Source organism: Actinoplanes sp. NPDC051859, assembly GCF_044452725.1.
Lineage (GTDB): Bacteria > Actinomycetota > Actinomycetes > Mycobacteriales > Micromonosporaceae > Actinoplanes.
Map to the genome: position 1 here is coordinate 571,794 of NZ_JBITBX010000003.1, position 18,430 is coordinate 590,223.

Consider the following 18,430-nt stretch of genomic DNA (forward strand, 5'->3'; position numbering starts at 1 on the left):
GCCCGGCGAAGAGACGGCCGGGCTCAGCAGACCTACCGCCGTACGGTGATGGGCAGGGTCAGGGTGTGCGCGACGATGCGGTCGTCGTGCACCGTGCGCCCGATCGCGATGAGCGTGTGCTTTCCGAGCAGCCCGGCGGGGATCCGGACTGTGGCGGACATCATGCCCTGCTCGTCGGCCTTGGCCGTGGCGAGCAGTTTGCGGCCGGGGTAGACGGCGATGCCGACCTCGGAGTTCGGGCTGAACCCGGAGCCCACCACCGTCGTGCGCCGCTTGGTGTCCGTGAAGGTGGTGCCGTTGCTACTGGTCAACGGGCTGCCGGCGGGCACCGCGGCGGGCAGCACCCAGACGACGCGTGTCGCGCCCTGCGATGCGAAGTCGCCCCACTGAGTCGGACCTGATTCGGGGTGCTTCGGCGTGAAGTCGTGCCAACCCAGATCGTCGGCGCTGACCACAACCCGGAACATGCCCCGGGAGTCGGTGCGGTACGGCCCCATTTCCGCGCCCTTGCCGTCGCGCCGCATCGAGTGCCACCACACTCTGATGTCGCGGCCCGCGAGCGCCCGGCCGTTCTTGCCGGTCAGCTTGCCGGTGAGCGTGATGGGCTTTCCGGCGATCGCGACGGCGGGCAGGGCGGAGGTGAAGGTGAGCTTTGTGGCGGCGCACGGCCCGCTGTCCAGCGCGAACCTGCTGGTCGCGGGATTCCAGGACCGGTTGACGGCAGCTCTTGCGGCACCGGTGAACTTCACCGCGCTTGTCGTCTCGAATCCGGCGACGCTGCCGCTGAGGCTGGTCCGCTTGACGGTGGCGGTGCTGCCGTTCGCGCGCCGGGCCGCGATCGAGGCCGGAGCGTTGCGGCCTGCCGCCGGTCCCACGCCGTCGATCGAGAACTGCCACGTCTTTCCGGTGGTGCAGGAGGCCTGTTCGCCGCTGACGGTGGTGGTGACTGTCTTCGTGTATTCGTCAGGGATGACGGAGTCGAGGAACGCCGCGGCCTTGGTCACCTGGTCGGTGCTGGCATAGCTGGTGTGCGGGCAGGCGCCCGGCTGCCAGTTGGCGGCGGTGCAGGCGGCGAACGCGTACAGGTTGATGCCGCCGCCGGGTCCGAAGGTCTGACAGACCGGATCGCCGGGCAGGCAGTAGCTTCCGGTGCGCGGCTTCAGCATCGCGGGGACCGAGCGCGCGGCCGGGTCGATGACGGTTGCTGCGCCCTGCCAGATCGCGGTCTCCAGCTTGTGGTCCCGCACGATTTCCGCCTGCGGCTCGAATTCCGGGTCACCGAAAAACGTCACCCCGGCAACCCTTTCGAGTACGCCCGGACTCCCCTGCGCAAGCTTCCACAGCGCCTTGTGCAGCACCCATGCGCCCTGCGAGTAACCGCTGAAGACGTAGTGCACGCGTGCATTGCAGGCTGCTTCTACTCGTGCGATCTCCTTCTCGACGGCCGCGGCACCAGCGGTCACGCTCGCCAGATACTTCGGCCCGTCATTGGTGAGATCGCTGGGCACGGCATCGGCCGGATAGATCACCGAGTCGAGTGCCACCCGCTGGTACGGCTTAGCCGCGACCAGACCTTGATACAGCGCAAAGTTGGTCTGCCCCACCCCGTAGAAGGTGGCGGCGTCCTGATAGGACGAGGCGCTCTGCCATCCGCCAGCGCCGGTGCCTTGCGGCGCTTCGCTGGAACCTCGGGCGGCCACCACCATGATGTCCGGGCAGCTGTCGCCGTGCACCGCGAATTCTTCGGCGGCCAGGGCTGGTTCTCCGGCTAACGCAACAACGGGCGTGGCAACGCCGACGAGCAGCGCCGCCAGAAAGCGCGCGGAATGGTATCGGAATGAAATCACAGATCGCATTCTCTACTTGACACTCCGCGGTTCTCCGGCACCACAAGGACCAAGTCGCCCACCGGATCGGCCCGTACTGCCGCCGTTTCGACCGACCCTGAACTGCTGATGCCTGCCGGCAACACTTCGACCCTCGTCGCTGCGCGGCGATTCGGGTCGGGCAGAATCGGCGCGCGATCATGCGACGGGGAGGCTTCGCCGATGAGTTACGACGCGTTCATCTCCTACAGCCATGCCGCTGACGGGGCGCTGGCCCCGGCCGTGCAGCGCGGTCTGCAGCGTCTGGCACGGCCCTGGCATCGGCGCCGGGCGCTGGAGGTCTTCCGGGACCAGACGGGCCTCGGGGTGAGCCCCGCATTGTGGACCTCGATCCGGACAGCACTCGACGGGTCGCGCTACTTCGTGTTGATGGCGTGCCCGGAGGCGGCCGAGTCGCCCTGGGTCAACCAGGAGATCGAGCACTGGTTGGCGCGAAACCCGGTGGATCGGCTGCTGCCGGTGGTGACGTCCGGGGGATGGGTGTGGGATGCCGCCCGCAACGACTTCGACGGGGATCGGTCGACGGCGGTGCCGCCGGCGCTGCGGGGTGTGTTTCAGGAGGAGCCGCGGCACCTCGACTTGCGGTGGGCCCGGTCAGAGAACGAGCTGGACCTGCGCCATACCCGTTTTCGTGACGCGGTGGCCGAGCTGGCCGCCACCATGCACGGGATGAGCAAGGAGGATCTGGACAGCGAGGACGTGGCACGCCACCGCCGGATGGTCCGGATGCGGCGCGGCGTGCTCACGGTGGTCGGCATGCTGCTGGTGCTGGCCGGTGCCACGGGTTCGCTCGCGATGCGCAACGCGCGTGAGGCAGCCACGTCGGCGACGGAGGCGGCACGCCAGCAGCAGCTGGCGGAGCAACAGCGTGGGGCCGCGTCGGTTTCCGCCGCCGAAGCGCACCGCCAACGGCAGATTGCCGCAACCGAACAGCAGCGTGCCCAGGAGGCTGCGGCGGAGGCCCGAAAACGGCAGGGCGAGGCGGCAAAGGCGGCCGCCGACACCCGGGCGCAACGTCTGATCGCCGACCAGCAGGAAGCCCGGGCCAACCGGGCGGCCACCGACGCCGAGGGGCAACGGTCACTGGCCGCCGGGGAGCAGCGTAAGGCCACGCAAGCCGGTGCCGAGGCGCGTAAGCAACGCGAAGCCGCTGACCAGCAACAAGCCCGCGCCGATGGCGCGATGGCTGAGGCCGAGCGGCAGCGCTCGCTGGCCGCCGAGGAGCAGCGCAAGGCGAAAGAGGCCGCCGCCGAGGCGCGCAAGCAACGCGAATCTGCCGATCAACAGCAGGCCCGCGCCGATGGTGCCACGGCTGAGGCCGAGCGGCAGCGGTCGCTGGCCGCCGAGGAGCAGCGCAAGGCAAAGGAGGCCGCCGCCGAGGCACGCAAGCAGGAACAGGCCGCCGCTGCGCAGCAGCGGATCGCCATGGGTCGGCGGCTGATCGGCCAGGCGGACGCCGCCCGGCAGAACGACCCGCGTACGGCGGTCATGCTCAGCCTCGCTGCTCTGCAGGTCTATCCGGGTGCGCAGGCCGAGGCTGGCCTGGTCGGCATCTTGGCTGCTACCCGCTATCGGGACACCATCCCCAGCAACCCTGGCGACGCCGAGGAAAATCGATCGAGAGTTGCCACTTTCAGTGCCGACGGCCGCCTGTTGGCCGTCGGAAGTACACGAATGGTTCAGCTGTGGGACCTGAGCGGTGGCCCCGTCTCGCTGGGATTGATCACGAACCCCGTCGACGATGAAAGCTTCGAGGACGCCGCACGCAGCATCGACCCTGAAGATCTGGCACTCTCCGGCGACGCAACGCTGCTGGCCGCCGGCAGCGGGGACGGCACCGTGGGGCTGTTCGACATCAGCAACCCACAGCATCCGCGCTTTCTGTCCAAGCTTTTCGACAACCGTGCTGACCTGCTGTTCGGAGCCACCCGGATCAGGGTCGCGCTGAGCGCCGACGGTCACACCCTGGCCAGCGCGTTCCACGGATCCACCATGGTGTACGACCTGACCGATCGTGAGCGCCCCCGTCTGGTGTCCCGAGTGACCGACGGAGACCTCGGCACCTACGACATGGCCCTCAGTGCCGACGGGCGCACCATGGTGACCAGCAGTGAATGGGGCACGAAGGTGTGGGACCTGACGGACCGTGGCAACCCCAGCCCGGTGGCCCAGCTGAGCAGTCTCCAGGGTTTGCCGGCGCGGGTCTCGCTGAGCGCGGACGGGAACTTGCTCGCCGTCGCACAGAAGCCGAGCTTTCTCGCACTCGTGGATCTCAGAGACCGAAGCAACCCCCAGGTGGCCGCTCAGATCCAGCATGGCAACGCGGAGGTGCACCAGCTCGCGCTCAGTGCTGACGGGCGCACCCTCGCCGCGAACTTCCGGGATCAGACCCTGCAGGTGTGGGACGTGACCCAAGTCAGCGAGCCGCTGCACCTTGCCGAGTTCAAGGTCGACTACGAACGCGTCAGATCGATCGGCATCAGTGCCGATGGTCGGACCCTGGCCTTGAACGACAGCAGTGATGATCTGCAGCTGTGGGACATATCCGGCCGGTCCAGCCCGCGCCAGGTCGCTCGGGTCGCCGACCACCCCTCCGCGGTAGCCGAGGTTGCCATCAGCGCCGGCGGGCGGATCCTCGTCGTGGCGGGAGATGGCGGGGAGGCGCAGGTGTGGGATCTGTCCCCGTCCGCTGGTCCCCGTTTGCTCGGCCGTCCGGAGTTGCCCGAAGACGTGGAGCTCACCTCGGTCGCGCTCAGTGCTGACGGGCGCACTGTCGCCATCGGCATGGCCGACAGCGTATGGCTGTGGGATACGGCCGACCTCTCCGGTGCGGGCACGGTCGTCGCTACGTCGAACGACCATTCCGTGATGGAAGCCGTGGCGTTCGGCAACGACGGACGGCTGCTCGCGGTTGCCGACAGCGAGGGGATAGTCGACCTGTGGGACACGTCCGACCGGCAGGCACCGCGCCGGCAGTCTCGATTCAGAGGCAACCGCGGCGGGTGGCTTAACGACGGGCAGGCGATGTCCTTGAGCGCAGACGGGCAGACACTCGCCATCAACGACGGCTCGCAGACCGCACTGTGGGACCTGACCCGGCCCGCAGAGCCGCGAATGACGTCAATGTTCGACAACGTGTTGGATTACAACGGTCGCGTCGTGCTGAGTGCCGACGGCCGGACCCTCGTCACCGCCGACCACACCGGGCTGGTGCAGGTGTGGGATACCGCCGACCGGCACAGCCCACGCCGGATCGCCCAGTTCGTCGGTGACCCCGACTCGTGGTGGTCGTTGGCTCTCAGCCCGGATGGGCGGACCATCGCCAGCGATGGGCCGGGCGGCGCCATCCAGTTGTGGGACCTCACGGATCGCAGCGATCCCCGTCGTTTGGTTCGCATCGACGGTAAGGCAGCTGGACGGTCCCCGATCGTCTTCTCCCCGGACGGGAACAGTCTGGTCGCGCTGACCGGCACCAACGGGATGTCCGTGGGTGTGTGGGACCTGGCGCCCCTCAACGATCTCCGGACCCATGCGCTTGCACGTGCCTGCGCTATCACCGGTGGCGGCCCTTCTCAGGGCGACTGGGCGCGTTACGTGCCGGACCTGCCGTACGAAAAAGCCTGTCAGCCGAAATGACCCTGGACCGCCAGGATCAGGCGGGGTCGCTCGCCGGGTCGGGCGTGAAGATTTCCTCGATGGTCAGGCCGAAGACGCCGGCGAGGGTGAAGGCTAGGGGGAGGCTGGGGTCGTACCGTTCGGTCTCGATGGCGTTGATGGCCTGCCGGGAGACCTGGCACCGGTCGGCGAGGTCGGCCTGGCTCCATCGGCGGGCGGCCCGCAGCTCGCGGAGTCGGTTTTTCATCGGTGCAGGCGGGTGCGCAGGTCGGCGAGCACCTGCCACACGGCTATTCCGCCGAGGATGATCGGCTGTGCGAGCTGGTGGAGGTGCACCAGACCGGCGGCGTCGAGCACGGTCGCCAGTTGCAGTCCGACCAGGACGGCCGCGAAGGCGACGGCCATGCTTTCCAGTTGGATTTTCCGCAGGTATTCGTCGGCGCGCTGGAACGCGCGCACCAGCACCCACGCCACGGCGAGCGTGAATCCGACGGTGACCGCAATCCACCAGGACTTCTGGGTGGCGCTCGGGTCTGGATCGCTGCCGAGTGCCAATGCCACGCAGCCGAGCACCGCCACGGGCAGTCCGTCGATGAGGACCGCGCGGCGGGCGGAGCGCGCCAGCTGATCCTCCTGCACCTGTTTCATCATGCCTCGAAGGTAAGGTAGGCATTCCATATGGTCAAGTGTCCTTGACATGATGGAAGGCGAACCTTACATTTCTTCGCATGGTGCATCTGACGCGACGTTCGTTGTTCGGCGCCGCTGCGGCAGCCGCTATCACCGCCGCCGGGCCGCCCTCAGCCGCGGCTTCGCGGGCACCACGAAAATCGCCGGCATCTGCTGCCCGCCTCACCCTGCCCGCGCCAACCGGGCCGCATCCCATCGGTACGGTCTCGGTGCACCTCGTCGACCCCGCGCGGCCTGATCCGTGGCACGGCAACCGCCGGCCCCGTGAGCTCATGGTTCAGCTCTGGTATCCCGCCCGCGGCGCACCAGGCCACCCCGTTGCGCCTTGGCTTTCACCTGCTGCCGTCCCCCATTTCGAGCAGGCACAAGGCATTCCGGCCGGCGCGCTACTCCTGCCGGACACGCATGCCCGGATGGGCGCGCCGGTGGACCGCGGTCGATGCGGCCGACCCCTCCTGCTGTATTCGCCTGGCCTGCACAGCAACCGCAGCCTCGGCACGATCGTGGTAGAGGATCTGGCTAGTCACGGCTACCTCGTCGCGGCCGTGGACCACACATACGACGCCGACCAGGTCGCATTCCCCGGCGGAGGCGTTGCCACATACGCACTTCCCGCCGTCGACGACGCCACGATTGCCGAGGCGCTCGCCGTACGCACCGCCGACATCCGCTTTGTCCTGCATCGACTCGTTTCCCTCAACGCCGGGCACAACCCCGATGCGGCACGGCGGCGACTCCCTGCCACCCTGACCGGCGCGTTTTCCCTGTCCCAGATCGGCATCCTCGGTTACTCCCTCGGCGGCGCCACCGCCGCTGCGGCCATGCGCGCCGACCCACGCCTGCGGGCCGGCATCAACCTGGACGGTAGTTTTCCCGCGCCCGCAGCTCGAGGCACCGGCCGGCCCTTCCTGCTCTTCGGAAGTGACCCCGGACCGGGACCCGGTGACCCGAGCTGGGACCAGTTCTGGGCCCGGCAGCACGGTTGGAAACGCGAGCTCGCCCTCCTCGGCACCACGCACACCTCCTTCACCGACCTGGAAATACTCTTGCCCCAGGCCGCACCGATCCTTGGCCTGACACCCGACCAGGTCACCCAGGCGATCGGCACCCTTGACCCGCGCCGTGCAATCCACGCGCAACGCGACTACGTACGTGCGTTCTTCGATCTGCACCTACGCCGCCGCGACACCCGCCTGCTCGGGCGGCCGTCGTCCCGCTATCCGCAGATCCGGTTTCTGCGCTGAACAGACCGCAAGGCACCAGCGCTGTGATCGGGTGGAGGCCATCAAGCACTGCGCGCCGGCATACGGGGCGGCGGTAGGGGTATGCCGGGCCGATCTGGTCGGGCACGATGACGGGCATGCCAGTCACCGTTGTCACTCGCGTCCGGGCCGCGCCGGAAGTCGTGTGGGACCTCGTCGCCGACGTCACCCGCATGGGCCAGTGGAGTCCGGAAACCACCCGCTGCCGCTGGCTTACCGAACCGCCCGGTCCGCACGAGGGCGCCCGGTTCGCCGGCACGAATGCTTTCCGAGGACGGCGCTGGCGCACCGAGTGCACCGTGGTGGCGGCCGACCGGGGCCGTGAGTTCAGCTTCGACGTGATTGGTGGCGGTTTCCTCGCCGTTTCCCGCTGGACGTACGCCTTCCGTGCGGTGGACGGCGGCTGTGAGGTGACCGAAACGTACGTGGACCGCCGCGGACTGGCGCTCAAACTTTTCGGCATCCTGGCCCTGGGCATCAAGGACCGGGACGCCCATAACCGGCGCACGATGACCGAGACGCTGGACCGGCTTCGCGCCGCGGCGGAGGCGCAGGTAGGGCGTCCGCCGCAGATCTGAGGCTTCCGGTCGGATGGGCCGCGGCGCACCAACGGGCGGTGAACCACCGCGAGTCGTGCGAGGTCGTGACCTTGGTCACTCTAGGTGTCATGCGATGGCGGCCACCGGGCTGGGTTCGATTCGGCTGCGGTGGAGTCCACGGCGGCAAACTTCGCGGGATCGGTTGCGGCGGGGCAAAGGTGGGATGTTCGCCGTCTTCAGTCCCAGGTAACCGGCCCCGGTCAAGCAGCTTCCGGCAGAATGCCGTAAATCGGACGGACGGTTCGAGGTGGACGAGTTGCTTCCTAAATTCCGGAACAAGACCCCAAAATTCGCACATCGACAATCATGGACGTACGGTGCTAATCTCGGCGCCGACTGAGTCGAGGTTGGCCGGCGAATTGGTCACAGCATGAATCTCCACGATCACTCATTGCCCACCTTGGTGCGGCAATCCTCGGCGCCTACCTGAGCGGTAAGGCGGCCTGACGATCACCGGGTAGATACAGACCTGGTCTTCACGTAACATGACCGGGCCTTCGGGCGGTGGTAGGCGCGATATTCAGGAATAGATGGCTAGACGGGGGGTCAGCGGCTATGACACCAGCGCAGAAGCGTTCTTCGATGACCGGCGTCACGGGCGGGATCCGCCTTTTCCAGGCTTCGGCCGGCGAGCTTTACCGCACGTCTGCGCACTGCGTCATCGCATGAGCCAGGCTCAGCGAATCCTGAAGAACGCGGCCGCGTTGTACGTGGCCGAAATCCTCGCGCGGGCGATGTTGCTCATTCAGATCGTTCTCGTCGCCCGAATGCTCGGCAGCACGGAGTTCGGTAAACAGGCGTTGGTGCTGTCCGTCCTGGCCATCGCCGGCAATGTGACGGACTTTGGTTTCAGTACGCTTGGCGTCAAATTGATCGCAGCCGAGCCGCACGAGATCAACCGCATCGGATCGGCGATGCTGACGATTAAAGTCGCGGTGGGTTTCCTCACCAGCGCCGTCATCATCGCGGTCGTGCTGGTGGCCCGAATGCCGGCTGATCTCACCTGGATGTTCATCTTCAGTGCGCTCACCTTGATCTCGACGGCGTACACGACGAGCATGTCCTCGATCTATCGAGGACGCGAGATCATGCAGTACGACGCGTACGGCCGGATCGGTCTCGCCTTCCTGACCACCGCCTCGGGGGCGTTGCTGCTGGTCTGGGGCAAGGGCATCGTCGCCATTGTCGCGATGACGTCGGCGCTGACCGTGGTCAACGCGCTGTACATGAAGTCGATAAACAGCCGGCGCAAGCTGTTTCAGTTCCAACTGCCGGAGTCGGTGCAGCAGTGCAACCAACTCGCGAAGCAGGCGCTGCCCTTCGTGTCGCTGGCGGTGCTCATCGCCATCAGTTATCGGGTCGACACCCTGATTCTCGGACTCTTCGAGTCGACCACCGTAGTGGGTGAGTATTCGGCGGCGTACCGGATTTTCGAGCTCTTTCTGATTGTGCCGGCCATCTTTGCTGGCGTGCTGTTGCCGGCGACGTCCGCGCGGCTGCATTCGGACGAGGCTTCGGCGCAGACCCTGACCATGACGGCGCTCAGATATTTCCTCTATCTGAGTTTGCCCCTCGCGGTCGGACTGTCCATGTTGTCCGAGCCGATCATCGACCTGGTCTACGGCGACGAATATCCGGGCAGTGTCGTTGTCCTGCAGCTGATGAGCTTCACCGTCATTCCTACGTTCATCGGGCACCTCACTGCCAATTTGTTCCATGCCAGTAAGCGGCCGCAGCGCTACACGTATATCGCGTTGTTCAGTGTGTTCTTCAACATCTTCTTCAGTTTCCTGCTGATCCCGATGTTCGGCATGGTCGGCGCGGCGGTTACCAGTGTCGCTACCCAATCCATCGTCGTGGTCATTGGCACTTATCTGATCAATCGTCACATTATTGCGCTCCCCTTCTGGCAAGACATGTGGCGTCCGGCAATTGCAAGCGCGGTCATGGCGGCCGGCATCTACCTGTACCAGAGCATCTGGCTCATCCCTGGCTACGTACTTATCTATCTGGTCGTCCTGTATGCCGTGCGTGGATTCTCCGAGCGTGACCTGGAGATGGTGCGCTCGGCGCTGCATGCGCGCCGTAAGGGGGCAGTAGCGAAATGACTGTCCCTGTTCGAGGCGTTGTCCGCCGCACGCAACGAAGTGACGCTCCCGAGTCCAGGACCGCAATGTCCGGTAGTCAGCCGATTCTCGGCGCGGCACCGGTCAGGCTGCCAGCCATGACAAGATTGAGACTGCAGTGGTGAAGATAGTGCGAGAGCTGGTATCTGCGTTTCCCACCTCGGGGCTTCGCTGTTCGGCGATCATCTCGAACGTTCTGTTCATGGCCGGTCTGGTGCTGACTGCCGTGATCATGTCCTGGGACCGGGTCCCGCAGTTCGAGTCGCAGGCTCCCTTCGTCTCGTTGGTCGACACCCGTGGACTGGCGCCGCAAGAGCTGATCGCCTGCCTTCTGCTGGTCCAGCGCGGATTTGTCCTGGCCTGGGATCGCTTCCGTAAGCGGGGTGGGACGTGGCCGAACGCTGGGCTTTTCGCGGCGTTCGCCCTGCCGGGTGTCGCGGCGGGCATCGCAACCTTGACCGCATACAACTTCACCGTCGCAGTGATGTCATCGCTGGTTTTCTGCTTCGCGCTCGCGCGGGGCTGGATGGTGGCACAGTACATTCGCGAACACGAACTGAAGCTGTTCGAGAACATCATTCTGTGGTTGCTCGTCCTGATGGTCGTGTTCGGCTACGCCCAGTTCCTCGGGGACGTCTTCGGTGTGTCCCAACGGTGGACGCAGCTTCTGCCGCAGTACAACAGCACCACGGGCGCTTTCCCGTTCCCCAGAGTGCAGTCGTTCGCGCTCGAGCCGTTGTACCTGGGTCACTGGATGTTCCTGCCGCTCGGCATCCTGCTGACCCGCTACTGGCGCACCAGGAAAGCGTCGGCCTTCGAGCAGATCCTGCTGGTGTCCACACTGGGGATCTTCCTGCTCACGCTGTCTCGCGGTGCGATTCTCGGTCTGTTGGTGACGCTTCCCGTGCTGATCATCGCCGGCCGGTCCTGGCGCCCCGTGCTGTACCTCGCACGCAGCGGAGCCCTCGCGCTGGTGATTGTCGCCGGGATGCTCTTCCTCACCCACACCGTGCAGGAGGCCCGCGCGCCGGAAGCGGCGAGCCCGCCGCCCAGCTCGCCGTCCGCTCCGGCCGCGTCTTCCGGCCCGACCGAGGCGCCCCCGCCGAAACCGGATGTGGTCGGCAAGTTCACCGGGCATGCCATCGACCTGAACGACGGCTCCGCCCAGACTCGGTACGAACTCTGGCCCGACACCCTTCGCATGTTCATCGACCACCCACTGACCGGCATCGGCCCGAACAACACCCGGCTTCTGCTGCATGACGGCAGCGCAACCGCCTCGCCCAGTGAGGCGAACAAGTTGCAGCCGGTGAACAACGACTATCTGGCCTACCTCAGCGAGCTGGGGCTGGTCGGCGTGCTCCTGGCACTTCCGCTGCTCTGGCTGGTGCTGCGCGCGATGTGGGGTGTCGCGCGCGCTCGACTCGACCACCCGGCGAGTCCTTATGCGTTCGCCGTGGTGGGCATGGCCGTCGAGGCCAACAACTTCCAGTCGTTCGCGCTGTTGCGCACCTGGGTGGTCGTCGGCCTGCTCCTCGCCGGCGCGCGGATCATGAGCGAGCGGCAGGCTCAGGCCGAATCCTCGGAAGAATTGGCAGACACCGTGGTGCTCCGGACGGATTCGGTGGGTGCGAAGACCCCATGAAGATCGTGATCGACGGGCGAATGCTGTCCTGGACCGGCATCGGCCGGTACACCCAGGCGCTGCTCGAGGGGCTGGAGGCGATCGACCAGTCCAACGACTACGTCGTGCTGATGCGCCGCGCAGACTGGGCGAAGTGGGAGCCGCAGCAGAGCAACTTCCGCCGGGTCGAGTGCAACATCGAGCCGTACTCCTTGGCGGAGCAAACCACCCTGCCGAGGGTGCTTCGCGGCCTTGCTCCCGATGTCGTTCACCTCGTCACACCCAATGCGGCAGCCCGTTACCGAGGCCGCAAAGTGGTGACGGTCCATGACCTGACCCTGCTTGATTTCGACACCAGCCGGGGGTCGCTGAGTCGACGCCTCGCCGCAAAGCTCAAGCGCTTCCCGTTCCGGCTGATCTTGCTGATGCAGGTGGCGACGGCCACGCGCATCGTGACCGTCAGCGGCTATGTGCGCGAACAACTCGTCAAGCGCTTCCGCATCGAACGCACCAAGATCTCGGCGATCTGGAACGCCGCCGACTCCGCGGACCTGACGCAGGCTGCGGAAGAAAGCGTCCCTGGGCTGGCAAAGTCGGACTCGGTGCTGCTGTATGTGGGGAACTACTACCCGTACAAGAATGTCCGGGTGCTGATCGAGGCACTGTCTGTTGTGGTGCAGACCCGGCCGGACGTGAAGGTGGTCCTGGCTGGCAAGGCCGACGAGTTCAAGGACGACCTGCTCGCGCTGGCGGAGAAGCTGCACGTCGCCGACCGCATCATCCTGCCGGGGTTCGTCACCGATGGGCAACTGACCTGGCTGTATCGGAACTCCTCGATGTATGTCTACCCCTCGTTGTCCGAAGGGTTCGGCCTGCAGGGCCTGGAGGCCATGGCGCAGGGATTGCCGGTGCTGTCCTCGACGGCGACGTGTCTGCCCGAGGTGTACGGGGACGCCGCCCTGTACTTCGACCCGCACCGGTCCGAGGACCTGGCGCAGAAGATTGTCGACCTGCTGGAGCGCCCGGAGCTGTCGACCGAGCTGGTGGCTAAGGGGCGCGAACGCCTGGCGATGTTTTCCTGGCGGGCAACAGCAGAAGCAACGCATCAGGCGTACCTGAGCGCTCAGCAGTAGGCGTCGCACTTCAACTGATTCGACAGGGAGGACAGGCAATGGCGCCACCTATGCGGGTTTTTATCGATGGAACGCCCCTCTTCCGGCAGCGTACGGGCGTAGGGCAATACACCATGCACCTGGTCGAAGCCCTCTTCCGCGTCGATGAGGACCATCGGTACACGATCTTTTCGTTCGCCCTCCTCGGCCGAGGGGCGAAGCGCAGGCCGATCCCGGAAACTCCCCGCGTCGCCTACCGCTTCATGCGGTACATGCACCTGAAAGTGTTCAACGCGATCGTCCGGAAGCTGACGGCTCCACCCATCGATCTCATGCTGGGAAGTCGACCGGACCTGTTCTTCTTCCCCGATTTCGTGCGCTTCCCGCTGCCGCTGGGCAGCCGGGCGATCGCCGTGGTGCACGACCTTTCCTTCGTGCTGCACCCCGAACACGTAGCCGACCGGAATCGCAAGTACCTGACGCGGTACGTGCCCCGGACGATTGACAAATGCCAGCACATCGTCACGCCTTCGGAGAATTCCAAGAAAGAGATCGTGGAATTCTACGGAACCGACCCGGACCGGATCTCGGTCGTCAGCCCCGCGCTCGACCACACGTTTTTCTATCCGCGGGCCGACACTGAGATCGAGGCGGTGAGCAAGAAGTACGGCATCACGAAGCCGTACGTGCTGTACACCGGAACGCTGGAGCCGCGTAAGAACATCAAGAGCATCCTGGCGGCGTACGCGCAGTTGCCGCCGGAGGTGCGCGATTCGTTCTCCATGGTGCTCGCCGGCGGCAAGGGCTGGCTGGACCGCGAGATCAAGGACCAGCTCGAAGCCCTCCGTCACCTGGACATCATCACGACCGGATATGTCCCGGACGAGGATCTCCCGGCCCTGTACAGCGGTGCTGCTCTCTTTGTGTACCCGTCGCTGTACGAGGGCTTCGGGATGCCGCCGCTGGAGGCGATGGCCTGCAACACGCCGGTGATCGTGGCAGACAACTCCTCGCTTCCCGAGGTGGTCGGTGACGCGGGAATCCTCGTCGACGCCCACGACTCGGCGGCGCTCGGGCTGCACATGGAGAAGGTCCTTGGTGACCCTGCGCTGGCCGATGAGTTGCGCCGCAAGGGGCTCGAGCGGGCAAAGCTGCACACGTGGGAGAACAGCGCTCGGCGACTGCTGGACATCATCAACGAGGTCGGGGCTCGCCCGTAGGTGCGCCTAGGCTTTCGCGTCTCGACGGGAGCGGGTCCGGCCACGCAGCGAGCGCCAAGCCAGCCGGACCAGGTTCGCGATGAAGATGGCCCCCATGGCGCGGCTACGAGGTAGGCAGCCCAGGCGTGCCCTTCGGTGCGCCAGCTGTGGTACGCCTGCACCGCCAGGTAGCTGGCGATGACGTAGTACAGCGCCTCGGCCGGGGCGCCGCGCCACCATGGTCCACGGTGGACCGGCTCGTGCTCGGCCAGGCTGCGGGCGTACACCGCGACCGGACCGAATTCCTGTTCCGGTGTGGTTCCAGCGGCATCCAGGTGAGCCCGCGCCTCGCGGACCAGGTCCGCGGCCCGGCGAGACGGCAGGTCGTGGCGACCGATCAGCCGACGCCGTGGTCCGCGAGGGCGATCCTGGTGGTCAGCTCCCAGCGCTCGAACGGTTCTGTCATGGCTTTACCTCCCCGGTCCAGCCCGGTGGATCAAGCAGCCGGGCGAACGCCGTCACGAATTCCTGCCAAGTCTGGACGACCGCCGGCTGCGGTATGGTGCTCTCGGCACGCTCCCGTGCCGAACCTCCTCCCGGGCGCCCACGCCGCCCGGCACCGCGGAGGCAAAGGGGTGTCCGGCCTCGGGAGAGCAACCGTCTGTCGCTGAAACACACTGACGGTCATGTGCACCGCCGCCGCGTGGGAGTCGCGGCGTGCGCGTGACCGGACAGGACAGCGATGACCGAGCAGAAGCACCTCAAGGCCCGCATCCGCGCACGGATGGCCCGCACCGGCGAACGGTACGCCGCCGCGCGTCGGCACGTCGTCGGCGACACCGCAAAGCCGCACACCGACAACGGCTGGGCGCTGCGCGGCGGGCGGCACCCCGAGACCGCCGCAGTGTCACACGTGCTCGCCGACCACGGCGTCGAGCTGTCCGAGGCCATGGTCCTCGGCATCGGCGGCGGCCTCGGCGCCGGATACATCCTCTGGGAGTTCGCCGCACACGACACCACCCACTTGACGCTGGGCTTCCGGCGTCGGTGGAACTACCTCGACTGGACCGATCAAGCCCTGGACCGACTCGGCGCCCGCTACCGGGTGCACACCACGTCGGGCGCAAAGGGCGCGGCGGCCGCGCTGCATGACGCGCTAGCGGCTGGTGAGCGAGCGATCGTCGTCCCGGACTGGTACCTGGTCGGCTACTGGCAGCTGCCCGCACACCTGGAAGCACACGGCGGCCACGCGGTGGTCGCCTATGCGGCGACAGATGCAGGGGTACGCATCGACGACCGCAACACCCGGCCACTGACCGTCGCCGCCGACGTGCTGCACCGGGCTCGAGCGCGCGTCGTCTCGTACCGAAACAAGCTCGTCGTTGTGGAAGCCGCCACCGCGCCGGAACAGCTTGCCGACCTGGTCCGCGCCGGGGTCCGGGAATGCGCTGAGCACCTCGGCGGCACCTCGACGTCGTTCGCGCTGCCCGCCTGGCAGAAATGGGCGAAGATGCTCACCGACCGGCGCAATGCGAAAGGCTGGCCGACCGTGTTCGCCGACGGTCGCGGGCTCACCACCGCGCTGTTCACGGTGTGGGAAGAGGTGGAACCGGTCGGCATGAGCGGCGGACACCTCCGCGACATGTACGCGGACTTTCTCGACGAAGCCGTGCCGCTGCTCGGCGAGCGCGCGGCGCAAGCTGCGGAGGCATTCCGTGCCGCCGGCCGGTGCTGGCACGCGTTCGCTGAGGCCGCACTGCCCGCCGACGTCCCGGAATACGCCCGCTTGCGTGCGTTGGCCGCGGCGGTAGCTGAGGGTGTTGCATTGGGTGATGACGGCGCAGCGGGCCGCGCCGAGGCGGCAACCGAGTTGTGGCAGCACCGGTCCGAATTGGACCGCAAGCCACCGGTGGCGCCGGATCTGGGTATCCTGGCGGACCGGTTACGAGCAGTGCACGCCGCAGAAACCGAAGCGGTGCAGGTGTTGCGGGCAGTGTGAGCGTCGCCACGACGCGCGCCTCCCTAGCCGGCCGGGTCAACCGAGACACACCGCGCTATTCGCCATCAGCGGCATCGCCGGATGATGTTGAAGCCGCCTGGTGAGGTATCTTGGCCCGGCTCAAACCGCCGCCCATCGACTTAGGGGAGTCAACGGATGTCTGGTTCTGTCCGTAACCGGGACGTCCGACTCGATATCCAAGTCTTGCGGGCCTTCGCCGTCGGCGTGGTGGTGTGCGCTCATTTGTGGCCGCATGGGAAGCTGGCCGGCGGTTTCGTCGGAGTCGACATCTTCTTCGTCATCTCCGGCTTCCTCATCACCTCACACCTGGTGGAGCACGTCCCGACGAACGTCCGCGACCTGGTGGACTTCTGGGGCCGGCGGGTACGGCGGTTGTTGCCGGCGTCGTTGACCGTTCTCGCGGCGACGACCGTGGCGGCCTGGGTATGGCTCCCAGAGGCGCTGTGGTCGACCACCGCGCGGCAGGTGCGGTCGGCCGCCACCTACTGGATCAACTGGCATCTGGCCGGCGACTCCGTCGACTATTTCGCGGCCAACAACCAGGCGACCCCGGTGCAGCACTACTGGTCGCTTGCCGTGGAAGAACAGTTCTACGTGGTGTGGCCGCTGCTTCTGCTGGCTCTGACCTACCTAGGGTGGCGGCTCCGCGATCGACGTTGGCTGTACTTCGTGGGTCTGCTCGTGGTGGTCGCTGTGTCTCTGTGGTGGTCGATCACCTACACGCGCAGCACCCCGGCCGCCGCCTACTTCGTGTCCACCACCCGAGTCTGGGAACTGGGCAGCGGCGGACTGCTGGCCGTCGCCTACCCGGTGGTCGCGCGGTTGCTGGCAACGACGTGGGGTGAACGGGCCAGGACGCCGATCGCGTACGCCGGTTGGCTACTGATGGGCGCTGCGGTGCTCCGCTTCTCCGAGACCACGGCGATCCCGGGTTGGCGGGCAGCTGTACCCGTCGCGGGCGTCCTGTTGGTGATCGCGGCGAACGCTTCCCTGGACTGGTATCCGGTGGGTGCGCTGCAGTGGCTCGGCGACCATTCCTACTCGGTCTATCTGTGGCATTGGCCGCTTCTGCTCATCGTGCCGGCGGCCACGCAGTCTTCCCGAGGCTGGAAGGAAGACCTGGCAATCATCGTCGGTACGCTGGTACTTGCGGTCCTCACGAAGCGCTACATCGAAGATCCCGTCCGAACCCTCGCGTGGTGGCGCCGTCGGGTGCCGACGTATGCGTTCGGCGCCGCAGGCATGGCGGTCGTCTTCGGCTTGGCGGGAACCTGGAGTGTCGTAGAAAACCGTCGCCAGGACGCCTACCAGGCTCAGCTCGCCGCGAAGCTCGCCGGCGCGGACAAATGCTTCGGAGCGCCGGCCCTCGCTCCCGGCGCCAACTGTGGTCGTTCGCTCACGGGTGAGTTCGTCCCGCGCAGCTCCACCTGGCAGGTCGGCGCCCTTTCCGAAGACAAGCCGGGACTCCACGGTCAGGCCTGCACCGCCACCGAGCACGAATGGCCGGTCACCCGGTGCGACGCCGGTGACCCGTCCTCGCCGGTGAAGGTGGTTCTGACAGGCAACTCCCATGCGCTGCAATGGCTCGAGGCGCTGTCGAACATCGCGGAGACCGAACGCTGGCACCTCATCACCTACTACGCCACCGGCTGCCCCTTCGCGTCCTGGCCCCGGACCTCGTTCATGCCCAAGTTCGCCCCCTGCGCCGACTGGGAAGAGAAGGTCATCAGCACCGTCGTCCAGCTGAAACCGACCCTGGTGGTCACCTCCAACCTCGGTTACCGGTTCCAATACAACGGCTGGTTCAAGCCGGAAAACACCACCTCGACGGTCGACGCCTACCTTGGCGCCTACCGCCGATTGAACGAAGCCGGCATCCGGACTCTGGTCATCAAGGACGCCCCGGCCGCCACCGGCGGGGATAAATCCGACACCGCCAAGTTCCCCAACGCCGACCCGATCCGCTGCCTCGAAGCCAACCCCGACAACTACGAGCCATGCTCCGCACCGCGATCGGAATGGGAATACGAGGACCCGGCCGTCGAGGCCGCGAAGAAACTCACGTCCCCGACCATCACCTCGGTCGACCTCAACAACCACATCTGCGGCCCCGACGTGTGCGACGCCGTCGTCGGAGGCATCCGGGTACGCCAGGATCACTCCCACCTCACCGCAACGTACGTCCACACTCTGATTCCCTACCTGCGCCCGGCACTCGTCGAAGCAGTCCGGACGAGCAAGCCACGGCCCAGCTGAATCCTGCCGCGCCGATCGTCAAGACGGCAGAGCACGACCCG

At 66.6% G+C, this 18,430-nt stretch carries 12 protein-coding genes; 9 read left to right on the plus strand and 3 right to left on the minus strand.

The features are described from left to right. Nucleotides 1-32: 32 nt before the first annotated feature. A complete protein-coding gene (locus tag ACIA1L_RS10505) occupies nucleotides 33-1,847 on the minus strand; it encodes a cutinase family protein (RefSeq protein WP_396072368.1) in 1,815 nt (604 codons plus the stop codon). 201 nt (nucleotides 1,848-2,048) lie between these two features. On the opposite strand from ACIA1L_RS10505, the gene ACIA1L_RS10510 reads away from it, so the two are divergent. Beyond that, nucleotides 2,049-5,522 carry a TIR domain-containing protein gene (locus ACIA1L_RS10510; RefSeq protein ID WP_396072369.1) on the plus strand — a complete coding sequence of 1,158 codons (3,474 nt, stop codon included), beginning with the start codon at nucleotides 2,049-2,051 and terminating at the stop codon, nucleotides 5,520-5,522. A 16-nt stretch (nucleotides 5,523-5,538) separates the two neighbouring features. Here ACIA1L_RS10510 and ACIA1L_RS10515 read toward each other — a convergent pair whose 3' ends face one another. Next, nucleotides 5,539-5,748 (minus strand): helix-turn-helix transcriptional regulator, encoded by a 210-nt coding sequence (locus tag ACIA1L_RS10515; RefSeq protein ID WP_396072370.1) that lies wholly within the window; start codon nucleotides 5,746-5,748, stop codon nucleotides 5,539-5,541. Further along, a complete protein-coding gene (locus ACIA1L_RS10520; protein WP_396072371.1) occupies nucleotides 5,745-6,152 on the minus strand; it encodes a hypothetical protein in 408 nt (135 codons plus the stop codon). Before ACIA1L_RS10520 ends, ACIA1L_RS10515 begins: the two co-directional genes overlap by 4 nt. Nucleotides 6,153-6,229: 77 nt before the next feature. Here ACIA1L_RS10520 and ACIA1L_RS10525 point away from each other — a divergent pair, with 77 nt between their 5' ends. From ACIA1L_RS10525 to ACIA1L_RS10560, 8 genes are all read left to right on the plus strand, one after another. Continuing rightward, nucleotides 6,230-7,435 carry an alpha/beta hydrolase family protein gene (locus ACIA1L_RS10525; RefSeq protein WP_396072372.1) on the plus strand — a complete coding sequence of 402 codons (1,206 nt, stop codon included), beginning with the start codon at nucleotides 6,230-6,232 and terminating at the stop codon, nucleotides 7,433-7,435. Nucleotides 7,436-7,551: 116 nt separating this feature from the next. Continuing rightward, nucleotides 7,552-8,031, plus strand: a complete 480-nt coding sequence (locus ACIA1L_RS10530; RefSeq protein WP_396072373.1) for an SRPBCC family protein — start codon at nucleotides 7,552-7,554, stop codon at nucleotides 8,029-8,031. Nucleotides 8,032-8,582: 551 nt separating this feature from the next. Further along, nucleotides 8,583-10,160 carry a flippase gene (locus tag ACIA1L_RS10535; RefSeq protein WP_396072374.1) on the plus strand — a complete coding sequence of 526 codons (1,578 nt, stop codon included), beginning with the start codon at nucleotides 8,583-8,585 and terminating at the stop codon, nucleotides 10,158-10,160. Between the two features lie 220 nt (nucleotides 10,161-10,380). Beyond that, nucleotides 10,381-11,823: an O-antigen ligase family protein gene (locus tag ACIA1L_RS10540; RefSeq protein WP_396072375.1), complete on the plus strand. Its 1,443-nt coding sequence runs from the start codon at nucleotides 10,381-10,383 to the stop codon at nucleotides 11,821-11,823. Continuing rightward, complete coding sequence (locus ACIA1L_RS10545) at nucleotides 11,820-12,935, plus strand: glycosyltransferase family 4 protein (protein WP_396072376.1); 1,116 nt, start codon at nucleotides 11,820-11,822, stop codon at nucleotides 12,933-12,935. The genes ACIA1L_RS10540 and ACIA1L_RS10545 overlap by 4 nt, the downstream gene beginning before the upstream one ends. A 50-nt stretch (nucleotides 12,936-12,985) precedes the next feature. Beyond that, the gene (locus ACIA1L_RS10550; RefSeq protein WP_396072377.1) at nucleotides 12,986-14,134 is read left to right on the plus strand and encodes a glycosyltransferase family 4 protein; all 1,149 of its coding nucleotides are present in this window, start codon (nucleotides 12,986-12,988) and stop codon (nucleotides 14,132-14,134) included. Between the two features lie 721 nt (nucleotides 14,135-14,855). Further along, nucleotides 14,856-16,112, plus strand: coding sequence for a BtrH N-terminal domain-containing protein (locus ACIA1L_RS10555; protein WP_396072378.1), 1,257 nt, complete (start codon nucleotides 14,856-14,858; stop codon nucleotides 16,110-16,112). 156 nt (nucleotides 16,113-16,268) lie between these two features. After that, entirely contained in the window at nucleotides 16,269-18,389 is a 2,121-nt protein-coding gene (locus tag ACIA1L_RS10560) for an acyltransferase family protein (RefSeq protein WP_396072379.1), read from the plus strand. The last annotated feature ends 41 nt before the right edge of the window (nucleotides 18,390-18,430 follow it).

Coding starts and splice junctions, on each gene's coding strand:
- ACIA1L_RS10510 (WP_396072369.1), top strand. CDS start 2,049: ATGAGTTACGACGCGTTCATCTCCTACAGCCATGCCGCTGACGGGGCG.
- ACIA1L_RS10515 (WP_396072370.1), bottom strand. CDS start 5,748: ATGAAAAACCGACTCCGCGAGCTGCGGGCCGCCCGCCGATGGAGCCAG.
- ACIA1L_RS10520 (WP_396072371.1), bottom strand. CDS start 6,152: ATGATGAAACAGGTGCAGGAGGATCAGCTGGCGCGCTCCGCCCGCCGC.
- ACIA1L_RS10525 (WP_396072372.1), top strand. CDS start 6,230: ATGGTGCATCTGACGCGACGTTCGTTGTTCGGCGCCGCTGCGGCAGCC.
- ACIA1L_RS10530 (WP_396072373.1), top strand. CDS start 7,552: ATGCCAGTCACCGTTGTCACTCGCGTCCGGGCCGCGCCGGAAGTCGTG.
- ACIA1L_RS10535 (WP_396072374.1), top strand. CDS start 8,583: ATGGCTAGACGGGGGGTCAGCGGCTATGACACCAGCGCAGAAGCGTTC.
- ACIA1L_RS10540 (WP_396072375.1), top strand. CDS start 10,381: ATGGCCGGTCTGGTGCTGACTGCCGTGATCATGTCCTGGGACCGGGTC.
- ACIA1L_RS10545 (WP_396072376.1), top strand. CDS start 11,820: ATGAAGATCGTGATCGACGGGCGAATGCTGTCCTGGACCGGCATCGGC.
- ACIA1L_RS10550 (WP_396072377.1), top strand. CDS start 12,986: ATGCGGGTTTTTATCGATGGAACGCCCCTCTTCCGGCAGCGTACGGGC.
- ACIA1L_RS10555 (WP_396072378.1), top strand. CDS start 14,856: ATGACCGAGCAGAAGCACCTCAAGGCCCGCATCCGCGCACGGATGGCC.
- ACIA1L_RS10560 (WP_396072379.1), top strand. CDS start 16,269: ATGTCTGGTTCTGTCCGTAACCGGGACGTCCGACTCGATATCCAAGTC.